15 protein-coding genes are annotated in these 12183 nt (G+C 36.6%); 4 read left to right on the top strand and 11 right to left on the bottom strand.

Translation table 11 applies throughout. The features are described 5' to 3' along the window. Positions 1 to 19 precede the first annotated feature (19 nt). The gene (locus tag JML65_RS11540) at positions 20 to 457 is read left to right on the top strand and encodes a GNAT family N-acetyltransferase (protein ID WP_202270955.1); all 438 of its coding nucleotides are present in this window, start codon (positions 20 to 22) and stop codon (positions 455 to 457) included. Between the two features lie 25 nt (positions 458 to 482). Here the strand turns inward: JML65_RS11540 and JML65_RS11535 are convergent, their stop codons facing one another. The 8 genes from JML65_RS11535 to panD all read right to left on the bottom strand — a co-directional run bounded on the left by JML65_RS11535 (position 483) and on the right by panD (position 7972). Continuing rightward, complete coding sequence (locus JML65_RS11535; protein ID WP_202270954.1) at positions 483 to 1994, bottom strand: helix-hairpin-helix domain-containing protein; 1512 nt, start codon at positions 1992 to 1994, stop codon at positions 483 to 485. A gap of 6 nt (positions 1995 to 2000) precedes the next feature. Beyond that, a complete protein-coding gene (locus JML65_RS11530; protein ID WP_202270953.1) occupies positions 2001 to 3269 on the bottom strand; it encodes a PP2C family serine/threonine-protein phosphatase in 1269 nt (422 codons plus the stop codon). 89 nt (positions 3270 to 3358) lie between these two features. Further along, a complete protein-coding gene (locus JML65_RS11525) occupies positions 3359 to 4402 on the bottom strand; it encodes a TerY-C metal binding domain-containing protein (RefSeq protein WP_084085330.1) in 1044 nt (347 codons plus the stop codon). 18 nt (positions 4403 to 4420) lie between these two features. Then, positions 4421 to 5059: a vWA domain-containing protein gene (locus JML65_RS11520; RefSeq protein WP_202270952.1), complete on the bottom strand. Its 639-nt coding sequence runs from the start codon at positions 5057 to 5059 to the stop codon at positions 4421 to 4423. Positions 5060 to 5147: 88 nt separating this feature from the next. Beyond that, positions 5148 to 5822 (bottom strand): TerD family protein, encoded by a 675-nt coding sequence (locus JML65_RS11515; protein WP_047488130.1) that lies wholly within the window; start codon positions 5820 to 5822, stop codon positions 5148 to 5150. A gap of 26 nt (positions 5823 to 5848) precedes the next feature. Beyond that, on the bottom strand, positions 5849 to 6424 hold the full coding sequence (locus JML65_RS11510) for a TerD family protein (protein ID WP_047488127.1): 576 nt from the start codon (positions 6422 to 6424) through the stop codon (positions 5849 to 5851). Between the two features lie 165 nt (positions 6425 to 6589). Beyond that, positions 6590 to 7618: a lysylphosphatidylglycerol synthase transmembrane domain-containing protein gene (locus JML65_RS11505; protein WP_202270951.1), complete on the bottom strand. Its 1029-nt coding sequence runs from the start codon at positions 7616 to 7618 to the stop codon at positions 6590 to 6592. A gap of 3 nt (positions 7619 to 7621) precedes the next feature. Beyond that, entirely contained in the window at positions 7622 to 7972 is a 351-nt protein-coding gene (gene panD / locus JML65_RS11500; RefSeq protein WP_029294648.1) for an aspartate 1-decarboxylase, read from the bottom strand. A gap of 399 nt (positions 7973 to 8371) precedes the next feature. On the opposite strand from panD, the gene JML65_RS11495 reads away from it, so the two are divergent. Beyond that, positions 8372 to 8662 carry an HU family DNA-binding protein gene (locus tag JML65_RS11495; protein WP_084085334.1) on the top strand — a complete coding sequence of 97 codons (291 nt, stop codon included), beginning with the start codon at positions 8372 to 8374 and terminating at the stop codon, positions 8660 to 8662. Positions 8663 to 8898: 236 nt separating this feature from the next. Here JML65_RS11495 and pdxH read toward each other — a convergent pair whose 3' ends face one another. After that, the gene (gene pdxH / locus JML65_RS11490; RefSeq protein WP_047488116.1) at positions 8899 to 9540 is read right to left on the bottom strand and encodes a pyridoxamine 5'-phosphate oxidase; all 642 of its coding nucleotides are present in this window, start codon (positions 9538 to 9540) and stop codon (positions 8899 to 8901) included. Positions 9541 to 9564: 24 nt separating this feature from the next. Between pdxH and JML65_RS11485 the strand changes: the two genes are divergently transcribed. Both JML65_RS11485 and JML65_RS11480 read left to right on the top strand, forming a co-directional pair. Further along, a complete protein-coding gene (locus JML65_RS11485; protein ID WP_084085336.1) occupies positions 9565 to 10113 on the top strand; it encodes a YqgE/AlgH family protein in 549 nt (182 codons plus the stop codon). Between the two features lie 105 nt (positions 10114 to 10218). Then, positions 10219 to 10800 (top strand): N-acetylmuramoyl-L-alanine amidase, encoded by a 582-nt coding sequence (locus JML65_RS11480; protein WP_084085338.1) that lies wholly within the window; start codon positions 10219 to 10221, stop codon positions 10798 to 10800. Positions 10801 to 10879: 79 nt separating this feature from the next. Here the strand turns inward: JML65_RS11480 and JML65_RS11475 are convergent, their stop codons facing one another. Next, a complete protein-coding gene (locus tag JML65_RS11475) occupies positions 10880 to 11692 on the bottom strand; it encodes an aminotransferase class IV (RefSeq protein WP_202270950.1) in 813 nt (270 codons plus the stop codon). A gap of 78 nt (positions 11693 to 11770) precedes the next feature. Continuing rightward, on the bottom strand, positions 11771 to 12157 hold the full coding sequence (locus tag JML65_RS11470) for an START-like domain-containing protein (RefSeq protein ID WP_034696870.1): 387 nt from the start codon (positions 12155 to 12157) through the stop codon (positions 11771 to 11773). Between the last annotated feature and the right edge of the window lie 26 nt (positions 12158 to 12183).

The following is a 12183-nucleotide window of genomic DNA, read 5'->3' as shown; positions in this document are numbered from 1 at the left end:
ACTAATTTTTATCTTCAACATGGATCTTGACCTGCATTACGAAAAAGCCACTGAAACTGATATTGATTTTCTTCTCGATCTGAGAATGAAAACTATGAATCCTCATTATGCTGAATCTCATCTTCCGACCGACAAGGAAACGACTCTTAAAAGGATTCTTTATGAGTTTGATAAAGCTCATATTATTTTCCTGAATCAGGATCCCATCGGGCTCTTAAAAATAAACAGAACTGCTGAGAAAACAGAAGTTCTCCAGCTTCAGATCGATCCCGAATTGCAAGGCCGTGGAGTGGGAAGAAGTATTTTAAAAAATATTCTTGATGAAGCTTCGGAAACAGGAAAAACAGTCTCATTAAGTGTTTTAAAAACCAATAAGGCACAGCAGCTTTATTCCAGTTTAGGTTTTCAAATTGTAGGAGAAGATGAGCATTCTTACTTTATGGAAGTGAAAAATTAACAGGGGCAATTAAAACAAAGAAACACTACTGATTAGCCATCGTTACATAAATCAGCCGTCCACCTTCATCAGCAGACAACAGTATTTTTTTACCATCCGTAAGTTCCACCATAGAACCAGGCGGAATTTCTTTCTGTTCTGTAATATCTTTCATACCGGGTAAACTTTGATTCACCAATACCCATTTCCCCTGATGAAAAGTAAAATATCCTACAGGCATTTTATCCTGCATGGTAAGGTTTTCATTTCGGATGACCTTTCTGGATACATGCCATTTGAATAAATATTGGTTATGATACACCATCAACCTGTGATTTTCAGGCTTCCATACCTCATCATCAAACTTAAAATATAAATCTAAAACAGGCAGGCTTCCCTGATGAGGTGTTCCGCAAAAAGGACATTTGGGTGTACTTGTATTATCAAAGACATACCATTTTTCTGTACAGGCAGAATGATGACAAGGCTGTATTAAATCTACTGTTTTCAGTAAAGCTGTTTCCCATTCATTAGCTGTAGGACGCCTGATAGGATCGTGTAATCCATCTACAAATGCTTTTTTAAACAGATCAGAAAGATAAGGTCCAACAATGGTATAAGGTATATTTTTAGGATCTCCCCAGAAAGTATCCCATTTTCTCAGCTGATCGGTTTTCACATGATTGGTAGGGTCTTCAGGATGTTCCACAAACATTGCTTTCTCTCCCATGGATAGTATTTCGTCTTTTTCAGAATCCAGATCCCATATTTTCCCTCCACGCAGCGGATGCCTTCTTAAAAGGTACATATAAATCAGAGCGGCAAGAGCATGAAGATCCGTTTTCTGATTGGGTAAATACCTATCCGGATCGGTAAGGTTCAAATGCTGCGTTTTTAAAACTTCAGGGGCAATAAAATCCGCTGTCCCGATAACTTCGGGGGGAAATAACTTAGGAACTACAAGACCATCAATATCAATAATACAGGCTGATTTTGTAACCGGATCCACCAAAATATTATTGTAAGAGAGATCGGAATGGGCCAGCCCCATCTGATGCAGCTTTTTAACGCCGCGGCTGATATTGATAGCGATCTGAAAATAGCTCAGCCAATCTCCAAGTTCAGACTGATCAAGCCTTAGTGGATATTGATGATTCCGGAACATTGGTGCTGTAAACCATTTCCCTACTTTATCCTGACCCAGGATATTATCTGAACCCACATATCCTTTAGCAAAGAAGAATTTTTTATTATAAATCGGGACAATAATCCCCGTCAGTTTATTTTTTTCAACAATATCATACGGCCATCTGAATATTTCATTCAGAAAGTATTCCGAAGCATTCCCGTTCTGTATATTTCCCAAATATGTAGAAACAATTCTCATAATCCTTTCTTTCTGTCCTTCATCCAGCGGACTTCGGTAAAAAGCTACCACATAGTCCTTATCAGGCGAAAAGTAAACATCTTTCACGCCACCCCGGATCGGGCTTTCATCAACATATTCATAAGTTTTGGCTGCATCTAAAACAGAAACGACCTTAATTGTTTTTTTCATACTTTATTAATAGATTATGGCCAAAGTTCGGTCATCATGGTTTCCTCTGCTCCAGAAATCCGCCCAGGTCAAAAGCTGCTTATCAATCTCTGCATCACTGAGAAAATCTACCTTTGCCCTGTCATCATTATTCCCACTCAGATCATTAAAGAATAATTTCCAGCTGTCAATATCTTCCAGCTTATTTTCTGTAACAAATTTAGGATCATAGATCCCGTCTGTCATCAGGCTAAGGAAAGAAAAATCTTCCACACAGGTGATTCTAAAACGTGATGCTATCTGATCATTAAAAATTTCTTTCATCGTAATAAATCGGGTACCACCACTGAACTCTCCTACATCCATTGAATTCAGAAGCTGTACTTCTGAAAAATCTTTACTGATAAGGTTAATCGGGCAGTCTCCTACTCCAAAACTGAGAATTACATACCCAAATTCAAATTTTTTAGCCAGAGTAAAGATCAAGGTAGTATGCAGATCATTGATAGATAGACTATGCTCAGCCGCCGCTTTTTCTAAGGTATAATAAACCTCAGTGACACTTTCATATAAATATTTTACAATATTCTGCCCGGCTTCATCTTTTCTATCCCGGGGATATTCAGTATCATAGATTATCCTGACATTTTTTTCAATTTCACGGATTATTTCTGTTGCACTGAAAAACATATTCACCGAATTAACCGCTAATCTGGCCCCTTCCCTTGCGGCCTTTGCCGAGCCTGCTCCATCTGAAACAGAAACTATACTCCAGGAGGAAGAAAGCTCATTGACTGCAAAATCATCATCCCTGAATTTTCCTTCGTGGGCATGAGAACGGCCCCGTTTAGAAACCACAACAATTTTTTTGTCTAAAAAATTACCTTTATAGGAAGTCTCATCCTGTTTAGGAAACTCAGCATCCTGAGCACTTGGAATATTTTTCCACAAATCTTTAGGGTTAGCATTGACAAACAACTGTATGGGTTTTATCTCCATGCTGCCTTCATCATGGGTATGAAAGAACTGGATATCTAAATGATATACATTACTCGTTACCGGGGTTCCTGACAGGGTATTGTTTTCGAAAACAAGTCCCGTTTCTTCAAGATTTCCTATACTTTTAATCTCTATATTCGGAAACATTGCCAGGTCAAAAATGAATTCATAAAACTGTTTTGAATTGGCATTTTTCAGGACCCAATGGGCCTCTTTAAATTCCTCTTTTTCTCGATCAATAACAGTTTTTTCCATGGTCTTTTTCTGAGTTCCAAAATAAATTTTAGGTATTTTCATGCGTTGTATATTCAGCAATTAGTACTATAATTCTATCCCATATTTTCTAACCCGGATAATGAATCTTTTTTTTCAGCTCAGTCCTGCTGCTAGCCCAACGTCCTGTTAATATCAAAACCTTCACTGGAAAACCCATAATAATCCGATGTACCACACCATGGGCATTTGTTATATCCTTCTCCCTGCAGACAGTGGATACCTCCACAGGAACAGGTTGCCAGTGCAATAGGATTAGCACAATGAGGACATGAAGTTCCGCCCTGTAATTCTTCTATGGAAATTTTCAGTATATTTTTCTGGGAAGAAGAAAGTCTGAAATACGCTTTTTCATCAATTTTATAGGCTCCATCCAATTTGTAATATCTCGTAGACATTCCGGGTATACCTGATGCGGCAAATGTTTTTTTAAACTTCATCAAATACAGCTTTTCTGTTTCTGAACATTTACCGTTTAAAACCACAAAATTATTATCCGGAAACCGTTGTTCCATTTCCGGGTCCACCTTTTCTAAAATAACAGAATCTATCTTAGAAAGATTAATTCCTTCTTTTTTAGCCTCAGTAACACTCTGGCTGGTGGTTTTTATGGAATCTGTCACCCATTTGAAAAACTCTTTATAGGAATTTTCATCCGTATTGTTAAACAATAAAACATTATCTGCCAGGGAGCCCAGTAGTTTATAGTTTGTATTCTCACCTATAGAAACAGCAATAGTATTAGCTTTTCCGCCATATTTGGTATTCCACCTATCAATGGCTTTAGTAGCATCATCAGTGGGCACTCCATCGGTAAATAAAAAAACAATAGGCTTCCAGTCTCCTTTCCTGTCATAAGTTGTTTTCACAATATCACGGTCTATACAATCCATGATTTTAATAAGACCCTGGGATAAGGATGTCCCGCTTCCAATAGGAATTTTTGGAGGGTAAAAGCTGATGATATCCTGGAGAGGGACAATAACCTCCGCCTCACCGGCAAAACCTACCACAGAAATATAAACGGTTTCCAGCGAGTAGGGATCTTTTTTCAATTCTCTTACAATATTGGCGATACCTTCCTGTACCTGCTCAATAGGTTCTCCTACCATAGATTCGGAGATGTCTACTAAAAAATAAATAGGTAGTCTTCTCATGGTTGTAAAGACAGTTTTTTAAATAATAATATTAAGTTCAGATGGTGGCGGGGGAAGTGTTATGTTTTCTCCTGTACTTTGGGAGTGCCCACCCTGTGTAATGGAAGAACTTACCCATTTGAAAAAAGAGGAAAGTGTAATGGCATCTGTAGCATCCAGCTTTACCACATGATCAGTAAGTTCTTTAAGATACTGCTCGTCCGCTTTTGGACCTGCTGCACAGCCTACAATAGCTCCAAATTCAAGCCCTTTGATCACCGGGATCATCTGCCTGTATTTCTGAATATCTGAGGGTTTTCCATCTGTAAATATGAAGAGTAAAGGCTGCCAGTCTCCTTTCACTTCAGAAGTTGCTTTTATCAGATCTTTCTGAACGAGCTCCGAAACCATTTCCAAAGCAGCTCCTGTATGGGTGGGTCCACTATCCGGGCAGGTAATTTCCATAGGATAGAAACTCGCAAGATCCACCAGGGGAACATTATTTTTAACTTCTCTGTCAAAAGTAATGACACTGAGATGAAGGCTCTCCATCGCCTGCGGATCTGTACGAAGCATACTGATAAGCCCATTGAATCCGTTATTCAGGGCCTGAATTGGCTCTCCGTTCATAGAACCTGAGGTATCCAATAAAAAATAGGCTAATAATCTTCTGGTCATTATAAGACAAGTATTAATTGGGAAGCCGGCGGAGGAAGTCGAAGACTTCCAAGCCGGCATTCATTTTTATGGTTAATAGAAATAAAGTCTAGTTTGGGTAAGCGTACTGCTGTCTCAGAATATCAATAAAGTTATCTGTCTGGTGCGGCTCTCCCACTGCCCGGAATTTCCAGTCGCCATTATGGCGGTATGCTTCGGCAAAAACCATTGCACACATTCCGTTCATGCTTGAATCTCCGGATAAACTATATTTTGTAATCTCTTTTCCTGAAGCATCTACTGCACGGATAAATGCATTGTCGATCATTCCGAAATGCTGATTATTGCTTCTTCCCTGATAAATGGTAACTACAAAAACAATTTTCTGATAACTTTGATCCAGCTGATCCAGCTTAACAATGATCTGCTCATCATCCCCATCTCCGGCGCCTGTTCTGTTGTCTCCGGTCAGCCATACATTTCCACTTGGATGCTGCATAGAATTAAAGAAGACCACATCACCCTGATAAAGCCCCATCTGTCTTCCGTCATTGGTTTGGACTGTTCTTCCAAGATTGGCTACTTTTCCGTTTCCGTCTAAAAGGAACGCTACTGCATCAAGATCATATTCAGCTTCTTTATTAAATAATTTTCCAAAGAAACCTCCTTGTTTTCTTACATCCCATCCTAAACCGATCGTAACTTTCGAAAGGTCATAAATACTTTCTCCACGGTCATTTTTTCTTAAATCAATCGTCTGACCTTTCTGTAAATTAATTGCCATAGTTATCGTTTTGTGTGTTTGATAATTTATTTAATGATTTGTCCTTTATAATATTTTTCCAGGAAGAATCCTAAATCTGCTCTGTAGCCTATTCCGGAAGCTTCAAACTTCCAGCTTCCATTTCTTTTATACAGTCTTCCAAACTCAACTCCCGTTTCAATAGAAAAATCTTCATCCAGTTCATATTTTGCAATTTCCTGGCTGTTATTATTATCCACTACTCTGATATATGAATTTCTTACCTGTCCGAAATTCTGTCTTCTTCTTTCAAAATCCTCTATCGTTACTACAAAAAGGATTTCTTCCACTCTTGCATCTACCTTTTCAAGATCTATAACAATGGCTTCATCATCATCTCCGTCGCTGTTTTTACCGTTTGGATCATCACCGGTATGCGTTAATGCACCATCCGGAGACTGTAGATTATTATAAAAAACAAAATATTCTTCGCTTACTAATTTTCTGTCGGAATCAATCATGATGGCAGAAGCATCCAGGTCAAAGTCATAGCCTGTTCCTTCATTCGGGTCCCAGCCTAATCCTATTGTCATTTTGGTCAGCCCCAGTTCAATCTTTTGTCCTTTCTGTAAATTAATTGCCATAATGTACTATGTTATAAATTATTTTTGCCTTAAGTTAAATTTGATTTATGAACTGACCAAATTTATTTATAAAAAATAATCTGGACACTACACCTTTGTGTAGTAGAATTCCACAAAAAAAGTCCAATTTTTCAATTGAACTTTATAAGGTATATTATGTGAAATTTATTCTTGAAAATTTTTATCCGAAACCGCAGCATTTCTTGCTTTTGCCAACATCGGAATAGAAATCAGTCCCATTACCAGCATAATGACAATCTGAAGCGGCAGGGAAATAAATGAATAGGTAAGTCCCATCTCACCTCCCAGATCAGCACTTTTCCCTATGGAAATAAAGAGTGCCATAAATCCGTATTTCATCGCCAGGTTATACGCCCCGATTCCTCCGCTTGCAGGAATGATCATTCCTAATGTTCCTACAACAATAATAAAAAAACCATCTGCCATTGTAAATCCTGAAGTTTCAGGAAGTGCAAAACATACCAGGTATGCCGCAAAATAATAGGAAATCCAGATTCCTAAGGTATACAGGATAAACTTTCCTTTCTCTTTTAATTTAAAAATGGTGGTCAGGCCCTGAAAAATCCCGTCTATAAAATTGACTATTTTCCCTAAAAAAGGAACGCCTGCAAGTTTCTTTTTAAATACAAAAAACAGAACTGTTCCTCCTGCCAATATCAGAAGAACAAGTAAAATCTTATTAGGATTGATACTCACTCCTGAATTTTCGTAGAAAGAAAGAATAGCATCATATTTAAAGAGCAAAGTCAGTCCAAGAAAACCAAGCATACATATAAGGTCTACCACCCTTTCCAGAATGATGGTCCCAAAAGACTTATCTACCGGTACTTTTTCCACTCCGTATAAAGCTGTTGCTCTTGCCAGTTCCCCACTTCTGGGAATCGTAAGATTCATAAGATATCCAAATGATATAGACCAAAGTGCATTGGAATTGGAAATCCTGTGCCCCATCGGTTCCAGCATCAGATTCCAGCGAATTGCTCTGAACCAGTAAGCAAGAAGCCCAAAAACAGAAGCAAATAATACCCAAAGGTAATTTGCCTTAGCTAACGATTTTTGAATCACTTTAAAATCAAGTCCTTTTAAGGCAAGCCATAAAAAAAAGCCTGCAAAAGCAAGCGATATTACTATTGTAAGTATTGATTTTAAAGGATTTTTTGATGTTTTCTCCATGAATTAGGTAAGAAGATTTGTTTTTTCATCCGGGAAAACTATTTTCGGCTGGAAATCTTTTGCTTCTTCAGGAGTCATTTGTGCATAAGCAATGATAATGATAATATCATCCCTCTGTACTTTTCTGGCTGCCGGGCCATTAAGGCATACTTCTCCAGACTTTCTTTTCCCTTTGATAACGTAGGTATCGAAACGCTCCCCGTTATTCACATTAACAATATAGACCCTTTCTCCCACCACCAAACCGGCAGCTTCAATAAGATCTTCATCTATTGTGATACTTCCTATATAATTAAGGTCTGAGGCCGTAACTCTCACCCTATGAATCTTGGACTTAAAAACTTCTATTAACATGTTGCAAATTTATTAATAAAAATTAATAAAACAGGTGTGTCTTATCATTTTAAAACTCCCACAAACACAGCCATTTATTTTTACAAAATATAAAAATTTTGAATTTTAATTACAGAATTAACAAACATATGCTCAAAAACATTAAAAGTTTACACACAATTTAGGATTTAATAAATACAGGAAATAATATTAATTTTTTGCTAAAGTCAATACACATAAGCATTTGGCATGATTTTAGTAGCCCGTAACGTAGATTTTTCGTGGAAACCCGAATTATCATATTTTAACCATTTTCACGTAAAAGTAAAAAAATTGCGCAAGTTTTAATAAAAAAATTGCACAATTAGAAAATAGTATTATATTTGCTATAATTACGAACTAACTTTAATATTAAAAATTATGAACAAGTCTGAATTAATCGACGCAATCGCAAAAGATGCAGGGATCACTAAAGTTGCAGCTAAAGCTGCTTTAGAATCTTTCATTTCTAATGTAACTACTACTTTAAAGAAAAAAGATGGAAAAGTTTCTTTAGTAGGATTTGGTACTTTCTCAGTAGCTGAGAGAGCTGCTAGACAAGGTATTAACCCTGCAACTAAAAAACCAATTAAAATTGCTGCTAAAAAAGTTGCTAAATTTAAAGCTGGAGCTGATTTATCAAATGCAGTTTCTGGTGTTAAGAAAAAATAATCATTCAGATTACAAAAATTCAAGGGCTGTTTCTTAGAAACAGCTTTTTTTTATGGTGTAAATCCCCACATTTCCTATCTCCTATTCCGGCAGAATAAACTTTGAATATCTATAATCCATGATTACCTTGACTAATCAGAAATAGACGTAAAACAGTGTTATGTAAAAGGCTGGGAATAATAAAATAAGCGCTGAGTAATTTTCAACGCTTGTATTTTAACTTTCTGTCTAAAAAACTATGGTGCCAGTCTGGAAATTTTCCAATCCAGGTCTTCAAGTTGATAAATGATTCTATCGTGAAGGCGGTTTGGTCTTCCCTGCCAGAATTCGATTTCGTATGGTTTTGCTATATACCCTCCCCAATTATCCGGTCTTGGAACTTCAGTATTTTCATATTCTTTTTCCAGATCTTTCAGCTTTTCTTCCAAAAATTCCCGGTTAGGAATAACCTGGCTTTGAGGAGAAACAGCTGCTCCCAGCTGGCTGCCTTTTGGTCTTGAGTGAAAATAACCGTCACTGAGATTCTCAGCTATTTTTTCCAGATTAGCTTTAATAATAATCTGTCTTTCAAGATTCGGCCAAAAGAAATGAAGACAGGCTTTATGAGTATGTGCTATTGCTTTTCCTTTTCTGCTGTCGTAGTTTGTATAAAAAATGAATCCTTCATGGGTATAAGCTTTAAGCAATACCATTCTGGTTCTTGGACACCCATCTTCTTCTAGTGTAGAAACCGCCATAGCATTGGCTTCAGAGATCATTTCGCTCTCATTAGCCTCCAAAAACCAGTCTCTGAACTGCTCAACAGGATTTTGTTTTATCTCACTTTCAATAAGTTGGGATTTATCATACACTTTTCTTTTGTCATGCAGGTTTTCCATAAATATTTTTTATTAAATTTGAGTATGAATCACTCATACAAAGGTAAAATATTAATCTCGACCCCTGACATTTCCGGCGATATTTTTTCAAGATCGGTAGTGCTGGTTATTGAACATAATGAAAGTGGAGCATTTGGTTTGATATTAAATAAAAAGAACAGCCAGATGAGTACTAAATTCAAAGATTTCTTTGATTTCAAAATTGAAGTTTACGACGGCGGACCTGTAGAAAATGATAAAGTTTTTTTTATTGTAAAAGGGAAGAAAGTAACAGAAATTTTCACTGATATCACAGATGAATTCTATCTTACGGAAGACATTGAGCGGATTATCAATGCTGTGTTGAACAATGAGCTTGACATTCAGGACATCAAGATCTTTTCCGGATATTCCGGATGGTCTCCCAATCAGCTGGACACAGAGGTTCAAAGAAAAGTGTGGACCGTAGTGGATGTATATAATCTGGACTATACTCTTCCTAATGATCAGACACTCTGGAAATCTATTATGCAGAATCTTGGTGGAGAATTTTTACTTTGGGCTAATTCTCCTGAAGACATTTCATTGAATTAATAACCGATCTATCTATAGTTTGAATATAATTAACAAATTTTAAGATTATGTTAACTAATTTTTAAAAAAGTTTTTCCGTTATTTGAAAAACCAAAATCAATAAAAATGAAAGGTATAAGATTACTTGCTTTATCCATCTTTTGTATAGCATTTTTATCATTTACCCCTATTAACAAGAAATACATAATCATAGACGCCGGTCATGGTGGAAATGATCTTGGTTCAGTATATGGGCATTTTTCTGAGAAAGACATTTCATTGAATATTGCTAAAGAAATTCAAAAGATTAATGAAGGTCAAAACAAATATGAAATCGTTTTAACACGAAACGATGACAGCTATCCCAGCCTTTCTGAAAGAACAACCCAGATTAACAGTTTAAATCCTGAAATGGTCATCTCCCTTCATGTTAACAGATCTCCTCAAGAAGAAACGGTACAGCAGGGAACTGAAATCTATGTTCAAGACACAGAAAATTCTAAAAAGCTGGCTGAAAAAATTTCTAAAAAATTTGATGCACGCAAAATTGAAGGGCGTAACCTTCATATGCTGAGAGAAACCAAAGCTCCCACTGTATTGGTAGAACTTGGATTTATTAATAATTCCAAAGACCGGGAATATATAACCAGTGAAAAGGGGCAAAAAGAAATCGCACAAAAATTCGTTGACGTTTTCGACGAATATTAAGAATAAGAAACAATTTCTGATTTACTCAGAATAAAACCCGGTAAAGGACTTTGTTGTTGTTTACCGGGTTTGTCAATTTTTATTGAAAACTGTTTCTCCAGCTTTCCACCAGCTCCGTAAAACGGGTGTTTGCAAAAGTTTTATTTCTTATTTTACCTACAGAGAATATACCTTTTTCATCCGAAATCATTAAAATCTCTTCAGCTTTCTGGGATTCAAATGCTATGATTTCATGTTCCTGAATATCGGCAAGATTATTTTTATGCAGATGCGTTACAAAGTTTTCCATTAATGGAGAGATGTAAGCCCCTTCCGACTGTTTTGGAACTTTAATAACATTGCCTTCCAAAAATAAAAGGTTTCCTGAAGTAGCACGTGCAATTCTTTTATTGGGATTCAAAAGAATCACATCATCCAGGTCATTTTCCTGTGCATAAATCCCACCGTAAATATTTTCCGGGCAATGAACCCTGATATTGCTTAACAGGTTGTTATTAACGTTAATTTCCTTAATCAGATCCATCTCTAAAGGTCTTCCATGAACAGCCAAAACATCATCCATTTCCACAACTTCATAAAAATAGGAAACTGAAGATTTTGCCAGCGTCACGCCATCAGTGTTTCTGAAAACCTGAAAATTGATAATCCCGTTCTGAATTCCTTTTCCATCAATAATATCTTGTTGAAAAATATTCTGAAAAAATTCCAACGTATACGTAAGAGGAATATTCATTCTCATCTTTCGCATGGAAGCCATCAGAAAGAAGTAGCACTCTTCATCCATGATCAACCCTCCATTCTTTACGAAGAAAGAAACTTTCACAGTATCGCCCCAAAGAAAGGCTCTATTCTTTACATTTAATGTATCTGAAGTAAAATATTGATTTTCCAATTTTTGCTGTGATTTATTTATAAAAAAATAATGAACGATAAATCGTTCATCAGTTTTATCATTTCATATCGTCCGACATTATGCCGCACCTAACTTTATCCTAAGATTTTCAATAAGGTTTTCCCAATACATTGCGTTTTCTTCTTCATCTCCTTCTTCACAGAAATCTGTAATATTAAGAGCTAAATCTTCTGTAATATCATCTATTGTGATAGTCATTTCAAAGAAATTTTTAGTTCCTTCATCCTCTTCCCATCTGAAACGTACGAAACCTTCAGGCTTATATCTGATTAAAGTAGCTTTTTCTGCAGGTCCTCCTCCCCAGCTAAAAAAGAAATCATCGCCTTTCTCTGTCACCTCATCCGCAAACCATTCAGACAACCCCTCTGCAGTCGCCAGATATTCATATAAAATCTCTGATAAACAGTGCATTGGAAATTCGTAATGGACTTTATGTTTCGCCATATAATCTTTGTTTTTATCGTTCCGCA

Source organism: Chryseobacterium sp. KMC2 (assembly GCF_016756935.1).
GTDB classification, from domain to species: domain Bacteria; phylum Bacteroidota; class Bacteroidia; order Flavobacteriales; family Weeksellaceae; genus Chryseobacterium; species Chryseobacterium rhizosphaerae.
Note: the sequence above shows the minus strand (reverse complement) of the source record. Positions and strands in the feature narration are given on the sequence as shown.

Bases quoted from the DNA above. Each gene is read 5' to 3' on its own strand.
- JML65_RS11540 (WP_202270955.1), top strand. From the start codon at position 20: ATGGATCTTGACCTGCATTACGAAAAAGCCACTGAAACTGATATTGAT.
- JML65_RS11535 (WP_202270954.1), bottom strand. From the start codon at position 1,994: ATGAAAAAAACAATTAAGGTCGTTTCTGTTTTAGATGCAGCCAAAACT.
- JML65_RS11530 (WP_202270953.1), bottom strand. From the start codon at position 3,269: ATGAAAATACCTAAAATTTATTTTGGAACTCAGAAAAAGACCATGGAA.
- JML65_RS11525 (WP_084085330.1), bottom strand. From the start codon at position 4,402: ATGAGAAGACTACCTATTTATTTTTTAGTAGACATCTCCGAATCTATG.
- JML65_RS11520 (WP_202270952.1), bottom strand. From the start codon at position 5,059: ATGACCAGAAGATTATTAGCCTATTTTTTATTGGATACCTCAGGTTCT.
- JML65_RS11515 (WP_047488130.1), bottom strand. From the start codon at position 5,822: ATGGCAATTAATTTACAGAAAGGTCAGACGATTGATTTAAGAAAAAAT.
- JML65_RS11510 (WP_047488127.1), bottom strand. From the start codon at position 6,424: ATGGCAATTAATTTACAGAAAGGACAAAAGATTGAACTGGGGCTGACC.
- JML65_RS11505 (WP_202270951.1), bottom strand. From the start codon at position 7,618: ATGGAGAAAACATCAAAAAATCCTTTAAAATCAATACTTACAATAGTA.
- panD (WP_029294648.1), bottom strand. From the start codon at position 7,972: ATGTTAATAGAAGTTTTTAAGTCCAAGATTCATAGGGTGAGAGTTACG.
- JML65_RS11495 (WP_084085334.1), top strand. From the start codon at position 8,372: ATGAACAAGTCTGAATTAATCGACGCAATCGCAAAAGATGCAGGGATC.
- pdxH (WP_047488116.1), bottom strand. From the start codon at position 9,540: ATGGAAAACCTGCATGACAAAAGAAAAGTGTATGATAAATCCCAACTT.
- JML65_RS11485 (WP_084085336.1), top strand. From the start codon at position 9,565: ATGAATCACTCATACAAAGGTAAAATATTAATCTCGACCCCTGACATT.
- JML65_RS11480 (WP_084085338.1), top strand. From the start codon at position 10,219: ATGAAAGGTATAAGATTACTTGCTTTATCCATCTTTTGTATAGCATTT.
- JML65_RS11470 (WP_034696870.1), bottom strand. From the start codon at position 12,157: ATGGCGAAACATAAAGTCCATTACGAATTTCCAATGCACTGTTTATCA.